Source organism: Loigolactobacillus backii, from assembly GCF_003946275.1.
GTDB classification, from domain to species: Bacteria; Bacillota; Bacilli; order Lactobacillales; family Lactobacillaceae; genus Loigolactobacillus; species Loigolactobacillus backii.
The window spans coordinates 56,989-75,038 of record NZ_RHNQ01000001.1 but is presented as its reverse complement, the minus strand read 5'-3'; the positions used below and the strand labels follow the sequence as shown (position 1 = coordinate 75,038).

The following is an 18,050-nucleotide window of genomic DNA, read 5'->3' as shown; positions in this document are numbered from 1 at the left end:
GTTCGTTTTTTATTGTTTGAAGGGGACTTCATGGTAACGTGTGTGGCCTAATTTAAACGCAACCTGACCGCTGAGTAGGTTAGTGATGGCCATTTTAGTGGTCTCCACTTGTTCACTAGCAATTAGGATGATTAGGCTAACGTTAACGGTGTAGGCGGTATCAGCGACGGTTATGTGATTAGCTTCAAGGTAGTGTTCTAGGGCACCTTGTTGCTTGTAAGCAATTTGTACCTGTAGTTCTTGCTGCAAGGTTCCCTGGACTAACCCAATTGCTGCAGTTGCTTCAGACACCGAATGACTGTACGCGCGAATTAAACCACCAGCGCCTAGTTTAATCCCTCCAAAATAACGGGTGGTTACGGCAAGTGTGTTTGTCAAATGTTGGCGTTGTAAAACATTGAGCATCGGTGCACCGGCAGTTCCAGATGGTTCCCCATCGTCACGGCTATGTTGAATATCATCATGATCACCTAATACATAGGCACTACAGTGATGATTGGCCTTGTAATGTTCTTTCTTTATTTGTGTGAGAATTGCGTCTGCTTCAGTAGAATCCTTTATTCTGGCTAAATAACAAATAAAGCGCGACTTCTTAATTTCAATTTCGTGGGTGCCATTATGAGCAATGGCAACGTAATTTTTTAACATTTTTATGACTCCTTAAACGTAATTTAATATTAGAGGGAGGACTGTTAATGAATTGTGAAGCGTTATTCGGTCGTTTAGAAATTGTTGACCAAACAACTAGCAAGACCTGGCAGGATCTTTTTCCGGGATTAATCGTTCAACCGGCGATGTCACTTACTAATACTGTCGTCACTTGCCGGCGCTGTCAAGCACGATACAGTAAAAAAAGTGTCCAGTTACCTAGTGGCACTTATTATTGTCCAACTTGTTTATTACTGGGCCGCGTTTGTTCTAATGAGTACCTAGTTAGCCTTCCGGAAAAAAATCATTTTACAGGGCCAACGGAATTAACTTGGCGAGGAACGCTAACGCCAGCCCAAACCGAGGCGGCAGAAATGATCAAACAAATTTTCAAGCAGCACCGACAGCATTTATTGTGGGCTGTCACTGGCGCTGGCAAGACGGAGATGTTGTTTCCAGGATTATTTGCCGCGCTTAGTCAAGGTAAACGGGTAGCAATTGCTTCGCCCCGAATTGATGTTTGTTTGGAGTTGTTACCCCGTTTACAACAGGCATTTGCACAAACAGAAATTATGTTACTGTATGGTGATCAACCTGAACCGTATCATTACACCCAATTTGTATTGTGCACTACGCATCAATTACTGCGCTTTTACCAGGCCTTTGATGTCTTGGTTATTGATGAGGTTGATGCCTTTCCTTTTGCGCAAGATCAACAATTACATTTCGCCGTTCAGCAGGCGCGCAAAACAATAAGTGCCTGTTTGTATTTAACGGCAACACCAGGACCGGCATTATTGCAACAAGTACGAAAAGGGGTGTTAGGCCTCAGCTATTTACCACGGCGTTATCACGGTCATCCGTTAGCGTTGCCGCACCGTCACTTAGCCCTCAATTGGTATAAACAGTTAAGGAAGGGCCGATTGCCTTCAGTATTAAACCGTCTATTAAAAGACAAGGTTCAACGGCAGCAGTCTTTTTTGTTATTTGTCCCAAAGATTGCACTTTTAAAGCCGTTGGCACAGCTGCTGAGCAATAATTTTGCCAACTTGAAATTCACTACTGTTTACGCGGCCGATCCAAAGCGGGCCGAGAAGGTACAGGCCATGCGGCAGGAAAAACTAACGGCGTTACTCACAACGACTATTCTAGAAAGAGGCGTCACCTTTAAAAATATTGAGGTGATCGTTTTGGGTAGTGACGATAGCGTGTTTACGACTAGTGCGTTAGTTCAGATGGCAGGGCGTGTTGGCCGCCACCGTGATTATCCAACTGGCCGCGTTGATTTTATTTGTGCTGGTTACAGTTGTGCGATGAAGCAAGCAACTAAACAAATCAAGCAGATCAATCAGAAAGCAGGTTTTTGATGCGCTGTCTATTGTGCCAACAATCTTTTATTCAATCACTGACCTTAGCCGATATAATCTATTTTAGGGTTCTAACAACTTCACCTATTTGTTTAAACTGTCATCGTAAATTTTTACAAATTGAGCCTGATTTGGCCTGTTCTGGTTGTGGTCGGTTGCAGACGCGGCAAGGTTTGTGTCAAGATTGTTTGACTTGGCAAAAAAAGTACCCACAGTTACTTCATAACCGAGCCCTATTTACTTATAATGACGCAATGCAGGAATTTTTTAAGCAGTATAAAACAAGTGGTGATTATCAATTGAGTAATTGTTTTACCAGTGTTTTGGGTCAATTTCTCAAAAAAATGCCAGCCGATGATTACGTGCCGATACCGACTGATACTAAAAGCTATCAAAGAAGGGGTTTTAACCCTGTTTGCGGTATTTTCGGCAAGGTTGTTCCCCTTTATGAATGCCTGAACAAACGTGAATTACCGGTTAAACAGGCACATAAAAATCGCAGTGAACGGCTGGCAACGGCGCAACCCTTCCAGGCTAATATGGATAAGTGTCGGCCACTTGCGGGAAAACAAATTATTTTGTTGGATGATGTTTACACAACGGGGCGAACCTTATTTCACGCTCGAGATTGTCTTTTAAGGGCAGTTCCTAGTCTAAAAATAACAACCGTGACCTTGGCCCGTTAACCTAAAACCGACTTTTGTCCTACTCCTTTTTCCAAACATGCCGTAGTTTTGTTTAGGTTAAACATTGTTAATTGCAGCGCTTTCCATTATAATCAGTATATAAGCAAGGCATCAAGGCTTTTCGGCTTTGATCCTGTTTGCCCAGCGCAAACTTGCAAGTGAAAGGGGAGAAATTCTATGCTTAACTATAATGTTCGTGGAGAAAATATCGAGGTAACTGGTGCTATTCGAGACTACGTTGAAAAACGTTTGGACAAGTTGAATAAGTATTTTCCAAGTTCAGCTGATTCGCAGGCCCACGTTAACTTGAAAGTCTATCCCGATAAAACCGCTAAGGTCGAGGTCACAATTCCGTTACCTTATCTGACCTTGCGTGCAGAAGAAACTTCACCAGATTTGTATGCGAGCGTTGATCTTGTCACAGATAAGCTTGAACGTCAAATCCGAAAATATAAGACAAAGGTTAATCGTAAGTCCCGTGAAAAAGGGCTTAAGGATTTCAACCTAGCAAATTCTGATGAAGCGGCTGAGGATTCCTCCGATAATGCGGATGACAAACTTGATATTGTAAGAACGAAGCGTGTTTCGTTAAAACCAATGGATAGTGAAGAAGCAGTTTTGCAGATGAACATGTTAGGACACAATTTCTTTATTTTTGAAGATGCTGAAACAAATGGTACAAGTATTGTTTATAAGCGGCGTGATGGCCGTTATGGTCTGATTGAAACTGATGAACAATAAGTTGTTGGCATTCAAAAACGGAGTAGGAGAAATCCTGCTCCGTTTTTGTGCTGGTTGATTATTAATCTTTCGCAAGTAAAGCTATTTTCAAGCATCAATTTTCATGCTAAACTAGTAAGAGTATCTTTTTTGATTTATAAAGTTAACATTTGTCATACATGACAAGAAGGGACTTTACAATGGCAAATATTTTAAAGAACTGGGTCGAAAGCGATAAGCGTGAAGTCAAACGAATGGGCAAAATCGCCGATAAAGTTGAGGCCTTAGCGGATCAAATGGCCGCCTTATCAGATGATGATTTAAAGGCCGAAACTCCAAAATTAAAAGAACAATTAAAAAATGGTAAAACCATAGATGATATTTTACCCGAAGCATTTGCAACGGCCCGCGAAGCCGCGAAGCGTGTCTTAGGTTTGTACCCGTTCCGGGTTCAAATTATTGGTGGGATTACGTTACACGAAGGTAATATAGCTGAAATGAAAACTGGTGAAGGTAAAACTTTAACGGCAACGATGCCAGTTTATTTAAACGCATTAGCGGGTAAGGGAGTCCACGTTGTAACGGTTAATGAGTATTTATCTGGCCGTGACGCTAAGGAAATGGGCGAATTATATAATTGGCTCGGTTTATCAGTTGGTTTAAATTTAAATTCATTAAGCTCAGAAGAAAAACGGGCCGCTTATGGAGCCGACATTACTTATTCGACTAATAGTGAACTTGGTTTTGATTATTTACGAGATAACATGGTGGTTTATAAAGAGCAAATGGTTCAACGACCGCTTAACTTTGCGATTGTCGATGAAGTTGATTCAATTTTAATTGATGAATCCAGAACACCATTAATTATTTCTGGACAGGCCGAAAAATCCGCTGGCTTGTATATTCGTTCTGATCGTTTTGCTAAAACGCTTAAAGAAGACGATGACTATAAGATTGATTTACAGACGAAAACGGTCAGTTTAACCGAACAAGGTATTCAAAAGGCTGAGAAAAATTTTGGCCTAGATAATTTGTATGATGCAGATAATATGGCACTTAATCATTATTTAGATTCTGCCTTACGCGCAAATTATATTATGTTGAACGATATTGATTATGTTGTTCAAGATGGTAAAGTTATGATCGTTGATTCGTTTACTGGTCGTGTAATGGAAGGTCGGCGTTATTCTGACGGCTTGCATCAAGCAATTGAGGCCAAAGAAGGCGTTGAAATTCAAGATGAGTCTAAGACAATGGCCAACATTACCTACCAAAACTTTTTCCGGATGTATAGCAAACTATCTGGGATGACCGGGACGGCTAAAACAGAACAAGAAGAATTTCGTGAAATTTACAGTATGGAAGTTATCACAATTCCAACTAACCGACCAATTGCTCGGATTGATCAACCTGATTTACTTTACCCGACGCTGTCAAGCAAGTTTAATGCGGTTGTTGAGGACATTAAGCAGCGGCACGAAAAAGGTCAGCCAATGTTAATTGGGACGGTTGCCGTTGAAACGTCAGAACGTTTATCACGAATGTTAGATCAAGAGCACATCTCCCACGCCGTTTTAAATGCCAAGAATCATTTAAAAGAAGCCGAGATTATTATGAATGCCGGCCAACGTGGCTCGGTTACAATTGCCACTAATATGGCTGGTCGAGGAACAGATATCAAGTTGGGACCTGGTGTTAAAGAATTAGGTGGTTTGTGTGTTATTGGGACAGAACGGCATGAATCGCGACGGATTGATAATCAGTTGCGTGGTCGTTCTGGTCGGCAAGGTGATCCTGGTGAAACGCAATTTTATTTATCACTAGAAGATACGTTAATGCGCCGCTTTGGTTCTGATCGAATTAAGACGTTATTAGAACGGATGAAGGTTAGTGATGATGATGCGGTTATTCAAAGTCGGATGATTACACGACAAGTCGAATCCGCACAAAAACGGGTCGAAGGTAATAACTACGATACCCGTAAAAATACGTTACAGTATGATGACGTTATGCGTGAACAGCGTGAAGTAATCTATGGACAGCGGATGCAAGTTATTAATGAAGATGATTCATTAAAGTACGTCTTGGTGCCAATGTTTGAACGAACCATCAAGCGGATTGTTGAATCGCATACCCAAGGTGAAACTGACAAGTGGGATTTACAAGCAATTTACGATTTTGCCGTGAACGCAATGGTGGCTGAAGATACGATTAGTATGGAAGATTTAACTGGTAAAACAAGTGATGAAATTAGTGATTACTTGTTGGATCGTGCCAATAAAAGTTATGCTGAAAAAGAAAAACAATTATATGATCCTGCACAAATGTTAGAATTTCAAAAAGTTGTTATTTTGCGGGTTGTTGATTCGCATTGGACGGACCATATTGACGCCATGGATCAATTGCGGCAAGCTATTGGGCTACGAGGCTATGGGCAGATGAATCCATTAGTAGAATATCAATCTGAGGGCTATCGAATGTTTGAAGAGATGATTGCGGATATTGATTATGATGTGACGCGCTTATTTATGAAAGCAGAAATTCGCCAGAATATTAAACGTTAGCTTTAAGGGGAGTGGGTTAAAAGTCGGTTTTGGATTAGCTGTAGTTAGGCACGTGAACCCAGACTTTTGGCGCACGCTCTAGAGTAACGTTTGGAAACAATAAGAGGCTAGGGACTTTTGTCCCAGCCTCTTTCGCTGGAGGCACAAAATGGAATTAAGTGAAGGTAAGAAAATATTAGCGGGAATTAAAGCTAAATTGGCTAATTTTAGGGGGTCGCTTTGACCTCGACGCGCTAAACGAAAGTATCGGCGAAAATGAGGCACAGATGGCGGAGCCCGGTTTCTGGGATAATCAACAGGCCGCTCAAAAAGTGATTGATGAAACTAACCAATTGAAATCTAAATTTGATTCTTTTCACGATTTAGAGGCCGGTTACGAAGATTTAAGTGTTTTGGCTGAATTGTTAAGTGAAGAAGATGACGCCCAAATAGCCGCGGAATTTGAAACTAATTTAGGTAAGTTACAGGCCAAAATGCAGCAGTATGAATTAAGCCTACTTTTGAATGGTCCCTACGATAGTCATAATGCAATTTTAGAAATTCATCCAGGCGCCGGGGGAACGGAATCACAAGATTGGGGCGAGATGCTACTGCGGATGTATACACGCTGGGCCGAAAAACACTTGTTTTCAGTTGAGACCGTTGATTATCAAGCAGGTGATGACGCTGGAATTAAAAGTGTGACGTTACTCATCAAGGGGCATAATGCCTATGGTTACTTGCGTTCAGAGCGTGGTGTACACCGATTGGTTCGCATCTCACCATTTGATTCGGCCGGCCGCCGGCATACGTCATTCGCATCCGTTGATGTAATGCCTGAATTAGATGAAACAGTTAATATTGAAATTAACAGTGATGATTTACGCGTTGATGTTTATCGAGCCAGTGGCGCTGGCGGCCAGCACGTTAATAAGACGTCCTCCGCGGTTCGTTTAACCCACTTGCCAACCGGAATAGTTGTTGCAAGCCAAGCAGAACGATCACAGTTATTAAATCGACAGACTGCTATGAACATGCTACGGGCTAAGCTGTATCAGCGTGAATTAGAAGCCAAGGAAAAACAAAAGGCTGAAATTCAGGGTGAACAAGCTGATATTGGTTGGGGCTCACAAATCCGTTCTTACGTTTTTCAACCCTATACAATGATTAAGGATCATCGCACTAATTATGAAACTGGTAACGGTCAGGCAGTTTTAGATGGCGACTTGGATCCATTTATAAATGCTTATTTGCAGTTACAATTGCAGGGAGAAAATCCCAGTTAGTAGCTCGGCAAACATTGATGGAATGTTGTCCATTAGCACCTGGTATTTAGAAATAGAACTCAGTGTTACAACGGCAATTTTTGTTGTTGGGCTGAGTTCTATTTTTATGGTCAATCGTTCAGTCCAAACCCAATCTGATAGTAGGTGGCCTGAAACTAATTTTGGCACAAGAATGGGTATTGTCTAAAAATGCCAGCTTTCTTTTCAAACGCTGGCAATGTTATACTGACATTAACTTAAAAAGTGGGGTGTCGGTGAAATATGCAGATTGTTTCGGTTATTATGAGCTTACTTTGGCAACCTTTGTTATGGCTTGGTTTACTCAGTGGCTTTTTAGTGAGTTACTTACGGATAACAAAGGAACGAAGCTTATTTAGAATAGCGGTCGATAACCATTATCATGAGTTCCGTCATTTTTTCACTTGGGGTGTTCCATTTGGAATTGGCTTATCAATAGTTAGCTTACTGATTGGGTTTAGATTACCATTAATTTGGGTACAGCTTTATGAATTAATTGCCGGTCTGGTTTTATTGTTAAGTATTTGGCGGTTTGTACCACTTCTAGGGTTATTAGTCACCAGCTTAATCGTTATGCTGGTGGCCCCAGATGTATCTTCTCAGTTAGTGCCCAACGTACTCGTACTTTCGGGGGCAGCTGCTTTATTTACCGCGTTGTTAATCCACCGTTTAGGTGCGCAGACAGTTTCACCACGAATTCGTAAAAGTTCCCGTGGACGGCGGACTGGCTTTTTCCGATTACGGCAATTAGCGTTTGTACCACTAGTTATGCTAGTCCCAGTAAAAGGGGTAACCACTAGTGCTTGGCCAACCTTCCAATTTGGGGGTGGGCCTTACAGTTTGTTTATTTTACCGCTCTTTTTGGGCTTTTTACTAACGGTTAAGCACCAGCAAATTATGCTGGCTGTTAAACAAACGACGCAGTGGTATTTAATCGAAGGTGGCCTACTATTGATTCTTGGAATTTTGGGCCAATTCTTGACTAATTTGACTAATTTATTTTTAATTTTGGCAATTTGTCTAGAAATTGGCGGTCATATTTGGCGATACTTTTCGGCACGTTCTGGTTCAATTCATTATACCGAACCATTTGTGGGGATTAGTGTTTTAGGTATCCAGCCAGGCACACCAGCGGCCAAAATGGACTTGATTAAAGGCGATACAATCTTGGACTGTAACCATATTGCAATTAATGATGAGGATTCTTTCTACCGTGCTCTAATGACTAATCCAACGTATTGTCACTTGCGGATTAAGACGATTACTGGTGATATTAAAATTACTGAAACGGCAATCTTTGCTGATTCACCACATGAAGTTGGGGTCATTACATTTCCGAAAAAAGGTGTTTAGGATGCAACGAGTATTAGTTGTTGATGATGAACCTGCGATTGTTACGTTACTAGCCTATAATCTAAAAAAGGCTGATTACGCGGTTACAACCGCTACAGATGGTGTTACTGCTCTAAAGTTAGCGTCAGAACAACAATATGACTTTATTTTGTTAGATTTGATGTTGCCAGAATTGGACGGCATGGAAGTTACTAAGCGGTTACGCCAAGAAAAAATTCAAACGCCAATTATTATTTTGACGGCTAAAGATGACGAATTAGATAAGATTATTGGTTTGGAGTTAGGGGCCGATGATTATTTAACCAAACCGTTTAGTCCCCGAGAAGTTTTAGCACGTATGAAGGCAATCAATCGGCGTTTAAATCAACAGGCGGAAGCACAACAAGTGATTAAAATTGGTGAATTAGTTATTGACCCAGATAATTATACAGTTAGTCGAGGCGGGGTATCATTAAATTTGACGCCGCGTGAATACCAACTGCTCATCTATTTTGCGAAGCGGCAACACCGGGTACTTAGCCGCGAACACTTACTTAATGGTGTTTGGGGGTATGACTATGCTGGTCAAACGCGAATGGTTGATATTCAAATCAGCCATTTACGAGATAAAATTGAAATTGATCCTAAAACACCTAAGTATTTAGTCACGGTTCGTGGGTTTGGTTATAAATTGGAGGAGCCGCAGGATGAAACAAATTAGGCACTTAGGCGAATTGATATTAGGGGTGATTATTGTTGGTGTAACAATGATCATTCTTTTTTTAAACCAAAGTTATTTAGCTAGTCAAAAAAGGGACCTTAGTGATAAGGCCCAATTATTTCAGGGGCAAACGTTGACCCAAATGATGGCTCAGGCTAAACAAACTAATTGTCAGGTGCTGGTTTTCAACCGAAAAAATCAGTTGGTAACTTCTGCGGCCGGCGTCACTGCCAGAGAGGCACTTCCGGCCGTTTTACGTTACCAAACGACTGGTAAAAAGCAGGCCGTTGTTCAGACACGTCAACAAGATCGGCTGGCCTATTTGATGACTAAGCGCGATCAAACAATTTTATTATTACAACCAAAACAGAATTTGTGGGAACCGTTTTGGCCACATGCTGCTTATATAATTGGGGTCACGTTGGGTATGATTGGCCTAATTATTTTAGTGTTATTGGGTCATCATTTGGCCGTAGAACGGTCACTTAAACGCTTAAAACAACAATTACAACAAATCAGACATTCAGAAAAAATGGCACCGGCATTGCTCAAGCCAACGGATCGTTATTTTGACCTGGAACAACAAATTGTTCAGGTTAATGATGTTGTTGGCCAGGCAAAACGACAGGAATTGAAAAGGCAAACCGATTTCAATCAATTATTAATTCAATTGGCAGTTGGTGTTTTGCTTCTTGACCGTACTGGGCTAGTCGTGAACAGTAATCCGGCCAGTGCACAATTGCTGGAGACCAAGATCATTTCCCGGCCGCACCCGTACGTTAATGACATTCAGGATTACCACTTGAGTCGTTTAATAAAGCGTGCTTTGCGGGACCGAGAAACCCAGCACCAGGAAGTTACTTTAACCTTAACTAAGGAACAAATCGTAGACGTTCACGTTGTTTGGCTGACCGCAGATCGACTGGCAGTTTTGTTATATGACGTTACAGAAATTAAACAAATTCAGCAGATGCAACTAGATTTTGTTAGTAATGTGTCCCATGAATTAAAAACGCCAGTAACTGCGATTACTGGCTTCACTGAAACTTTATTAGCGGGCGCACAAAATGACCCGAAAGATCGGCAGGCGTTCCTACAAATTATTGCGACGGAAAGCCAACGTCTAACTAGTTTAATTCAAGATATTATTGCGTTGGCACGTGGTGAGCAACGACAACCTAAGTTGACTACATTTGACGTTCCAAATTTAATCGAGCAGTTGTTACCGGCGCTACAACCACAAATAGCTGCGAAAAAGATTCAACTTAAATTAGATTTAATGGCCGCACCGACTTTAAAAACGGACGCCAATCAATTTGAACAGATCGTTAAAAATTTGCTGGTTAACGCGATTAATTACAATCGTATTGGAGGACAAATTACGTTGACAAGTCGTTTAATTTCTGCTGGTTGGCAGCTTAAAGTTTGCGATACCGGGGTCGGCATTGCTAGCGCTGATCAGGCACGTGTTTTTGAACGTTTCTACCGGGTTGATAAAACACGTAGTCGGGATACCGGTGGCACTGGCCTAGGCTTAGCAATTGTTGCGGCGTTGGTCACCGGCCTAAGTGGCACAATTAAGCTACAAAGCCAGCTTGGTGTCGGTAGTTGCTTTACAGTTGTACTACCAAATGAAGAAGCCGGTTCAGAATGATTAAGTTTTGGATTTTTCACAAAGGTATTTTATTTTAGGCTTATTAGTTTAGTGTAAACGTCTTCTAAAAGTGGAAACTGCGGGTTATCCGTAATGTTATAACTTCAACATTACGGATAACCCGCAGTTTTGTTTTTTTGGAAGGCGTTTATTTTTTTGAATAAAATCGAAACCAAAGTTTATTTAGTCACAGGCATTTTTCTTGCTTTTACCTGTCCAGATAAGGTCCAATTAAGCTGGAAGATAAATACCAATTTACACAACCTTTACATTAGAAGTGTTTTATTTTTACGTCCATTGGCTAAACTATAAAATGGATAGGGGGGGTAATTGTGAAGAAAAAGATCTTGACTGCCGCGGCGCTTTTAATCAGTCTCGTTGGTTTGACGGCCTGTCAGAAGCAATCAAGTGGTGAATCAATCACTGCCGTTGGTTCTTCCGCCTTGCAGCCGTTGGTTGAGGCGGCTGGTGAACAGTACAGTAACGATCATTTAGGTAAGTTTATTAATGTTCAAGGTGGTGGCTCTGGGACTGGGCTCAGCCAAATTCAGGCTGGAGCAGTTGATATTGGTAATTCTGATGTCCATGCTGAGGAACAAAATGGTGTTGATGCAAAAAAATTAGTTGATCATCGTGTTGCAGTTGTAGGAATCACCCCTGTTGTTAACAAAAAAGTTGGTGTCACCAATTTAAGCTTTGCCCAGTTAAAAGCAATTTTTACGGGGCAGGTTACTAATTGGCAGCAACTTGGCGGTGCTGACCTACCAATTGTTTTAGTTAATCGTGCTGCTGGTAGTGGCACACGAGTTACCTTTGAAAAATGGGTTTTGCAAGGAAGTCAGGCCAAGCAGGCGCAAGAACAAGATTCAACGGGAATGGTACGGCAAATAGTGGCCGCAACCCCTGGTGCAATCAGTTACCTTGCATTTTCTTACGTGGATAAGTCAATTGCTGCGGTTAAAATTAATCACGTTGCCCCAACGGATGAAAATGTTTTAACGAATAAATGGAAAATTTGGTCTTACGAACATATGTATACAAAAGGGAAACCAACGGGCCTAACTAAAGATTTTATTGCTTACGTTTTGAGTCCTAAAATTCAAGAAAAAGTGTTACCACGTTTAGGTTATATTTCAATTTCACAAATGAAGGTTGAACGGGATGTATCGGGTCACGTTACAAGGAGGTCATAAGATGGATCCAATTCGCGAAAGTTTATTAAAAAAATCGCGCCAAAGTAAAGTTGAACGTTTGGGCAAGTTAGTGAGCTTCTGCTGTATTACTTTAATTGTGCTTATTGTTTTAGCTATTTTTTACTTTGTGGCTTCCCGGGGACTGGCAACCTTTTTTCACGATAAAGTTAATCTAATTGATTTTTTAACTAAGGATGTCTGGAATCCAAGCGTAAAAGATGCTCGTGGATTACCTGAGGTTGGTGCGTTACCAATGATTGTGGGTTCCTTTTTAGTGACGATTTTGTCTGCCTTAGTGGCAACACCCTTTGCAGTTGGTGGGGCCATCTTTATGACCGAGATTTCACCGCGGCGTGGGATGCAAATTCTGAAACCAGTGACTGAATTATTAGTTGGGATTCCATCAGTTGTTTACGGCTTTATTGGTTTATCGGTAGTTGTTCCTTTCGTGCGTGGAATCTTTGGTGGTACTGGCTTTGGTATTTTAGCGGGAACCTTTGTCTTGTTTGTCATGATCTTACCTACCGTAACTTCCATGAGCGTTGACGCACTGCAAGCAGTACCACGTTATTACCGTGAAGCATCGTTAGCCTTAGGTGCAACCCGTTGGCAAACCATTTATAAGGTTGTTTTACGAAGTGCAACCCCGGGTATCTTAACGGCAATTGTTTTCGGCATGGCCCGGGCATTTGGGGAGGCTTTGGCCGTCCAAATGGTTATTGGTAACGCGGCCTTGATGCCGCATAATTTGGTTTCACCGGCCTCAACTTTGACAAGTGTACTAACGATGGGTATTGGTAATACAATTATGGGCTCACTCCAAAATAACGTTCTCTGGTCACTGGCCTTATTATTACTATTAATGTCCCTGGTCTTTAATCTGCTTATTCGCTTCATTGGTCGGAAGGGGGCGTTAAAGAAATGAACGTCAGACGACAAGATAAAATCGCAACAGTTGTCCTTTACCTAATTTCCGGAACAATTATTTTAATTTTGGCCGCCCTACTACTTTATATTTTGGCCGCTGGCTTACCCCACGTTTCTTGGCATTTTTTAACTTCCCCAGCCCGCGCGTTTGAGGCCGGCGGTGGTATTGGTATTCAGTTGTTTAATTCGTTATACTTACTTGTTTTAGCAATGTTAATTTCAATGCCGGTTTCCTTGGGTGCAGGTATTTATTTGTCAGAATACGCTAAGAAAAATTGGCGCACAACTTTTGTTCAAACGGCAATTGAAATTCTTAGTTCGTTACCATCAGTCGTTGTTGGTCTGTTTGGTTTCTTGATTTTTGTTGTTCAGTTTAAGTTTGGTTTTTCAATCCTGTCGGGGGCACTGGCACTGACGTTCTTTAACTTACCACTACTGACGCGAAATGTAGAAGAATCATTAGCTAGCGTTCAGGGTAGTCAGCGTGAAGCGGGTTTAGCACTAGGGCTATCCCGCTTTGAAACGGTGACGCGGGTTATCGTCCCTGAAGCATTACCAGGTATTACCACGGGAATGATTCTTGGAGCTGGGCGTGTTTTTGGTGAGGCGGCGGCCTTGATCTACACCGCAGGACAAAGCGCACCGGCACTTGATTTTAGCAATTGGAATCCGTTTTACATTGCTAGTCCCTTAAATCCATTGCGACCTGCCGAAACACTGGCCGTTCACATTTGGAAAATTAATTCAGAAGGGATTATGCCTGATGTTGCGGCGGTTTCGGCTGGAGCCTCTGCGGTATTGGTGATTGTAGTCTTACTTTTTAATCTCAGTGCACGTTGGTTTGGAAAATGGTTATTTAAGAAAATGACCGGAGGCGATTAAGCATGCAAAAATACGATGTAACCAAAACCGCGATTAAAACTTTTTCGCAACCAGAACACGAGATTGCCTTACAGACCAATGATTTACACGTTTATTATGGTGATCATGAGCAGATTAAGGGTGTTGCCTTACAGTTTGAACGGTATAAGATTTCGGCAATCATTGGTCCTTCTGGTTCAGGAAAATCAACATACTTACGGGCGCTAAACCGAATGAATGATGAGATTCAATCTGCGAAAGTTACTGGTTCAATTATGTACCGTGATTTGGATGTGAATTCTCCGCAGGTTGACGTTTATGAAATGCGCAAACACATTGGAATGGTATTTCAACGACCGAATCCATTTGCAAAATCGATTTATGATAACATTGCTTTTGCTTTGCGGCGTCATGGAACAAAGAAGAAAGCGGCATTAGACGAAATAGTAGAAAAAACATTACAGCAGGCAGGCCTTTGGAAAGAGGTTAAGGATAGTCTATCTAAAAGTGCCTTGGCCCTTTCTGGTGGGCAGCAGCAACGCCTATGTATTGCGCGAGCGTTAGCTTTGAAACCGGATATCTTATTACTTGATGAGCCTGCTAGTGCCCTTGATCCAATTTCCACCAGTGTTGTGGAAGATACCCTAACGCAATTAAAAAAGGATTACACGCTAATCGTTGTGACCCATAATATGCAACAGGCCGCCCGAATTAGCGACTATACCGCGTTCTTTTATGACGGTTACGCTTTGGAATATGGTGCGACAAATCAAATCTTTACGCAGCCAAAGCTTAAGGCAACTAATGATTATATTTCGGGACATTTTGGTTAATTTAAGTACCACATAAGGTGTCTAAAATGGAGGGGTGTAGTTAATGGCCACTATTATTGAAACCAACGACACACATTTATACTACGGAAAAAAAGAGGCACTAAAGGGAATTAGTATGGCTTTTACTGCCAATGAGATTACGGCATTAATTGGCCCCTCTGGTTGTGGTAAATCAACACTGCTCAGAACATTGAATCGAATGAATGATTTGATTCCTAACGTTACGATAACTGGAAAAATCACCTTAAACGGGCAGGATATTTACGCGCCGGAAATGGATATAGTAGAATTAAGAAAAGAAGTTGGAATGGTTTTTCAGCAGCCAAATCCATTTCCTTTCTCGGTTTACGATAATGTTGTTTACGGGTTACGTTTGGCCGGTATTCGTGATAAAAGACAGTTGGATGAGGCCGTTGAAACAAGTTTAAAGGCGGCTTCGGTCTGGGAAGAGACAAAGGATGTTTTACATCAAAGTGCTCTGGCTTTATCTGGTGGCCAACAGCAACGTGTTTGTATTGCCAGAGTTTTGGCCGTTAAGCCGGACGTTATTTTACTTGATGAGCCGACCAGTGCCTTAGATCCAATTTCGAGTTCAAAAATTGAAACCATGTTACTGACTTTGAAAAAGGACTATTCAATTATTTTAGTAACGCATAATATGCAACAGGCCGGCCGAATATCGGACCGAACGGCGTTCTTTTTAGATGGCCGCTTAGTTGAATATACCAACACAACAAAATTTTTCACAAATCCAAGTAAACAAGAAAGTGAAGATTATATTTCTGGTCGTTTTGGTTAAAAATAGGATTGCAGCAAAATGGTCGGTCGTTAATATCGTCTAGAGGAACAGTTTCACGTTTAAATAAAAATGGACCTTAAAAATTGAGGAGGAGTCAATAATGCGCGAAATTTTTGGCAGCGAGTTACAAAAGCTACACACGCGTTTTTCCGAAATGGGAATGATGGTTAATGAAGCAATCTACAATGCTGTTAAGGCCTTTGTCGACCATGATCGTGAATTGGCACAAAATGTAATAAACAATGATAATCAAATTAATGCACGGGAAGTTGATCTTGAACAACGAAGCTTTGAAATGATTGCTTTACAGCAGCCGGTAACCTCTGATCTACGAATGATTGTGACGATTATGAAGGCAAGTAGTGATTTGGAACGAATGGGTGACCATGCCGTTAGTATTGCACGGTCGACAATTCGTGTAAAAGGTAATCCCCGTGTTCCAGAAATTGAAGCAGATATTGCAAAGATGGCGCGTTTTGTTGAGAAAATGGTGGCCGCTATTTTGGACGCCTACGTTAAAACGGATGCTAAAAAGGCAAAAAAGATTGCCGGTCAGGATAAGAAAGTAAACCAGGCCTTTCAGGATATCTACACGGATTGCATTAAACAAATGCAGCAATCACCAGAAACTGTTGTTGGCAGTTCTGACTACATGATGGTGGCCAGTTATTTAGAACGAATTGGTGATTACGTGACTAACTTGAGTGAATGGATCATTTATTTAAAGACCAATAAGATTGTTGAATTAAATAACAACGATAATGAAAGAATGTAGTGTAAACGGTGAAACAAATTGGTGTCAACCAAATTGTTTCACCGTTTTTATTAGCACAAGTGTTTGCCGGTGTTTTAGACCAACTGCTTAGCATAAAATCCAACTTAGGCCCTATGTTTTTTGGAACGGTTCAAGCGATAATAGACTCATAGCAAAAAGAAGTCATGCTTAAGGAGGCTATTAGCCATGAATGAACGTGAACGAATTTTAGACCTAGTAAAAAAAGGAATCATCTCAACTGACGAAGCTTTGAGCTTATTAGAAAATAGCGCCAAAGATAAAAGTACCGCAGAGCAACAGGCGACAACGAAGGTAACACCAGAGAAATCAACTGAGGAACAAACAACAGATAAAAAAGATGAGCAGGAACAAGATGAATTAGCCAATGAGGTTGAAGAACTTCAAACTAAGACACAACAAATTAATGAACAACTAACCCAGAATGCTCGTGATTTAAAGACCCAGCAAGAACACTTGCAGGTTCTGAACACAATGGAAGATTTAGAAACACTATCCACCGAAAAAGTTCAGGATCGGGATGAAACAAAAGAAAAGATTGGCCAATTAGAAAGCAAGCAGGCTAATTTAAGCGATGAAAAGCGCCACTTACAACACGAACTTGCTGCAAAACGTCACGAACAACGTGATAAAATTAAAAATCACCTGGCCGATAAGCTTAATTTAGGTGACGAATGGCGGGACAACGCAACGGACACTTTAAACCAAGTGGGCGAAAAAGTTGGTGAGGCCGGCAGTCAGTTTGGTCAGTTCATTAAGGGCACGGCGCAAACGATTATGGATAACGTTGACTGGAAAGACGTTAACATTAAGGTGCCTGGTATTGCGACAACAAAATTTGAACATGAATTTAATTACGCCGACACAACCGCCTCAATCTTAGATGTTAAGGTTGCTAACGGGGACGTTAAGCTGAAGACCTGGGACGGTACTGACATTAAGGTTAGTGTTAGTGGTAAGTTGTACGGTAAGATGGCAGATGTTAGTCCGTTAGAGAATTTCTTACAGCGGAGCGAGATTGCTATCGATGCAGATGTTTTCACCTTTAAAGTGCCAAATAAGCGAATTCAGGCCAATCTAACCTTCTACCTACCTAAGCGGACCTACGATCACACCACAATTAAATTATTAAATGGTGATGTTGATCTAACCGATTTTGAGGGTGAAGATTTATATATTAAGAGCACCAATGGCCAGATGACATTTACCGGCGTTAATGCCTCAATGCTTGAAGTTGAGGGGGTTAATGGTAATATTAAGGTAAATGGTGGTCGTTTAATTGATGCCTTATTAAATACAATTAACGGTGAGGTTAAATTCATGAGTAACGCTGAGTCAGTAGAATTAACCACTGTTAATGGTGAAGTTAAGGCCACTGTCAATGAAACAACGTTAACTAAGTTGGTTGCCAGCTCTGTTAATGGTAACGTCAAAATTGCCTTGCCAGAAGATCTGGCAGTTACGGGCCAAACCAAGTCACGTTTTGGTGCAATCAAGTCACGCTTAAGCGAAGTCACGGTAACTAATGAACGGCATAATACCGGTAATTCAGTTTACGATTTCGAACGTGACCTTAGTACACCACCGGCAAAGTTAACTTTAAGTACAACTTCAGGGAATATTTTGTTAAAGAACACTAAAGCGTAGTTTAGATGATTAAGGAGTGTAA

The 18,050-nt window shown here is 41.3% G+C and carries 16 protein-coding genes; 15 read left to right on the top strand and 1 reads right to left on the bottom strand.

Features of this window, described 5'->3' with window-relative positions; all coding sequences use genetic code 11:
- Window positions 1-9: 9 nt before the first annotated feature.
- Window positions 10-648, bottom strand: a complete 639-nt coding sequence (locus EKM61_RS00335) for a YigZ family protein (protein WP_068225327.1) — start codon at window positions 646-648, stop codon at window positions 10-12.
- Window positions 649-695: 47 nt separating this feature from the next.
- Here EKM61_RS00335 and EKM61_RS00330 point away from each other — a divergent pair, with 47 nt between their 5' ends.
- From EKM61_RS00330 to liaX, 15 genes are all read left to right on the top strand, one after another.
- Entirely contained in the window at window positions 696-2,015 is a 1,320-nt protein-coding gene (locus EKM61_RS00330) for a DEAD/DEAH box helicase (protein ID WP_068225326.1), read from the top strand.
- Window positions 2,015-2,701 (top strand): ComF family protein, encoded by a 687-nt coding sequence (locus EKM61_RS00325; protein ID WP_068225325.1) that lies wholly within the window; start codon window positions 2,015-2,017, stop codon window positions 2,699-2,701. The genes EKM61_RS00330 and EKM61_RS00325 overlap by 1 nt, the downstream gene beginning before the upstream one ends.
- A gap of 177 nt (window positions 2,702-2,878) precedes the next feature.
- A complete protein-coding gene (gene hpf, locus EKM61_RS00320) occupies window positions 2,879-3,442 on the top strand; it encodes a ribosome hibernation-promoting factor, HPF/YfiA family (protein ID WP_068225324.1) in 564 nt (187 codons plus the stop codon).
- 179 nt (window positions 3,443-3,621) lie between these two features.
- Window positions 3,622-5,985 carry a preprotein translocase subunit SecA gene (gene secA, locus EKM61_RS00315; protein ID WP_068225323.1) on the top strand — a complete coding sequence of 788 codons (2,364 nt, stop codon included), beginning with the start codon at window positions 3,622-3,624 and terminating at the stop codon, window positions 5,983-5,985.
- A gap of 148 nt (window positions 5,986-6,133) precedes the next feature.
- Window positions 6,134-7,250 (top strand): peptide chain release factor 2 gene (prfB, locus tag EKM61_RS00310; RefSeq protein WP_178378318.1). Its coding sequence is split into 2 segments (ribosomal slippage): window positions 6,134-6,205 and window positions 6,207-7,250, totalling 1,116 coding nucleotides; the frame shifts between segments, so codons are not numbered across the junction.
- A 261-nt stretch (window positions 7,251-7,511) separates the two neighbouring features.
- On the top strand, window positions 7,512-8,621 hold the full coding sequence (locus tag EKM61_RS00305) for a PDZ domain-containing protein (protein ID WP_068225321.1): 1,110 nt from the start codon (window positions 7,512-7,514) through the stop codon (window positions 8,619-8,621).
- A gap of 1 nt (window position 8,622) precedes the next feature.
- The gene (locus EKM61_RS00300; RefSeq protein WP_068225320.1) at window positions 8,623-9,321 is read left to right on the top strand and encodes a response regulator transcription factor; all 699 of its coding nucleotides are present in this window, start codon (window positions 8,623-8,625) and stop codon (window positions 9,319-9,321) included.
- Window positions 9,308-10,975 (top strand): two-component system histidine kinase PnpS, encoded by a 1,668-nt coding sequence (gene pnpS / locus EKM61_RS00295; protein ID WP_068225319.1) that lies wholly within the window; start codon window positions 9,308-9,310, stop codon window positions 10,973-10,975. The genes EKM61_RS00300 and pnpS overlap by 14 nt, the downstream gene beginning before the upstream one ends.
- A 332-nt stretch (window positions 10,976-11,307) precedes the next feature.
- Window positions 11,308-12,168 (top strand): phosphate ABC transporter substrate-binding protein PstS family protein, encoded by an 861-nt coding sequence (locus EKM61_RS00290; RefSeq protein WP_068225318.1) that lies wholly within the window; start codon window positions 11,308-11,310, stop codon window positions 12,166-12,168.
- Window position 12,169: 1 nt separating this feature from the next.
- Window positions 12,170-13,093 (top strand): phosphate ABC transporter permease subunit PstC, encoded by a 924-nt coding sequence (pstC, locus tag EKM61_RS00285; protein ID WP_068225317.1) that lies wholly within the window; start codon window positions 12,170-12,172, stop codon window positions 13,091-13,093.
- Window positions 13,090-13,977, top strand: coding sequence for a phosphate ABC transporter permease PstA (pstA, locus tag EKM61_RS00280; RefSeq protein WP_068225316.1), 888 nt, complete (start codon window positions 13,090-13,092; stop codon window positions 13,975-13,977). Before pstC ends, pstA begins: the two co-directional genes overlap by 4 nt.
- A 2-nt stretch (window positions 13,978-13,979) precedes the next feature.
- Window positions 13,980-14,789, top strand: coding sequence for a phosphate ABC transporter ATP-binding protein PstB (gene pstB / locus EKM61_RS00275; RefSeq protein ID WP_068225315.1), 810 nt, complete (start codon window positions 13,980-13,982; stop codon window positions 14,787-14,789).
- A 43-nt stretch (window positions 14,790-14,832) separates the two neighbouring features.
- Window positions 14,833-15,588, top strand: a complete 756-nt coding sequence (pstB, locus tag EKM61_RS00270; RefSeq protein WP_068225314.1) for a phosphate ABC transporter ATP-binding protein PstB — start codon at window positions 14,833-14,835, stop codon at window positions 15,586-15,588.
- Between the two features lie 100 nt (window positions 15,589-15,688).
- On the top strand, window positions 15,689-16,363 hold the full coding sequence (phoU, locus tag EKM61_RS00265; protein WP_068225313.1) for a phosphate signaling complex protein PhoU: 675 nt from the start codon (window positions 15,689-15,691) through the stop codon (window positions 16,361-16,363).
- A 186-nt stretch (window positions 16,364-16,549) separates the two neighbouring features.
- Complete coding sequence (gene liaX / locus EKM61_RS00260) at window positions 16,550-18,028, top strand: daptomycin-sensing surface protein LiaX (protein WP_068225312.1); 1,479 nt, start codon at window positions 16,550-16,552, stop codon at window positions 18,026-18,028.
- Window positions 18,029-18,050: the final 22 nt, after the last annotated feature.

Coding starts and splice junctions, on each gene's coding strand:
- EKM61_RS00335 (WP_068225327.1), bottom strand. CDS start 648: ATGTTAAAAAATTACGTTGCCATTGCTCATAATGGCACCCACGAAATT.
- EKM61_RS00330 (WP_068225326.1), top strand. CDS start 696: ATGAATTGTGAAGCGTTATTCGGTCGTTTAGAAATTGTTGACCAAACA.
- EKM61_RS00325 (WP_068225325.1), top strand. CDS start 2,015: ATGCGCTGTCTATTGTGCCAACAATCTTTTATTCAATCACTGACCTTA.
- hpf (WP_068225324.1), top strand. CDS start 2,879: ATGCTTAACTATAATGTTCGTGGAGAAAATATCGAGGTAACTGGTGCT.
- secA (WP_068225323.1), top strand. CDS start 3,622: ATGGCAAATATTTTAAAGAACTGGGTCGAAAGCGATAAGCGTGAAGTC.
- EKM61_RS00305 (WP_068225321.1), top strand. CDS start 7,512: ATGCAGATTGTTTCGGTTATTATGAGCTTACTTTGGCAACCTTTGTTA.
- EKM61_RS00300 (WP_068225320.1), top strand. CDS start 8,623: ATGCAACGAGTATTAGTTGTTGATGATGAACCTGCGATTGTTACGTTA.
- pnpS (WP_068225319.1), top strand. CDS start 9,308: ATGAAACAAATTAGGCACTTAGGCGAATTGATATTAGGGGTGATTATT.
- pstC (WP_068225317.1), top strand. CDS start 12,170: ATGGATCCAATTCGCGAAAGTTTATTAAAAAAATCGCGCCAAAGTAAA.
- pstA (WP_068225316.1), top strand. CDS start 13,090: ATGAACGTCAGACGACAAGATAAAATCGCAACAGTTGTCCTTTACCTA.
- pstB (WP_068225315.1), top strand. CDS start 13,980: ATGCAAAAATACGATGTAACCAAAACCGCGATTAAAACTTTTTCGCAA.
- pstB (WP_068225314.1), top strand. CDS start 14,833: ATGGCCACTATTATTGAAACCAACGACACACATTTATACTACGGAAAA.
- phoU (WP_068225313.1), top strand. CDS start 15,689: ATGCGCGAAATTTTTGGCAGCGAGTTACAAAAGCTACACACGCGTTTT.
- liaX (WP_068225312.1), top strand. CDS start 16,550: ATGAATGAACGTGAACGAATTTTAGACCTAGTAAAAAAAGGAATCATC.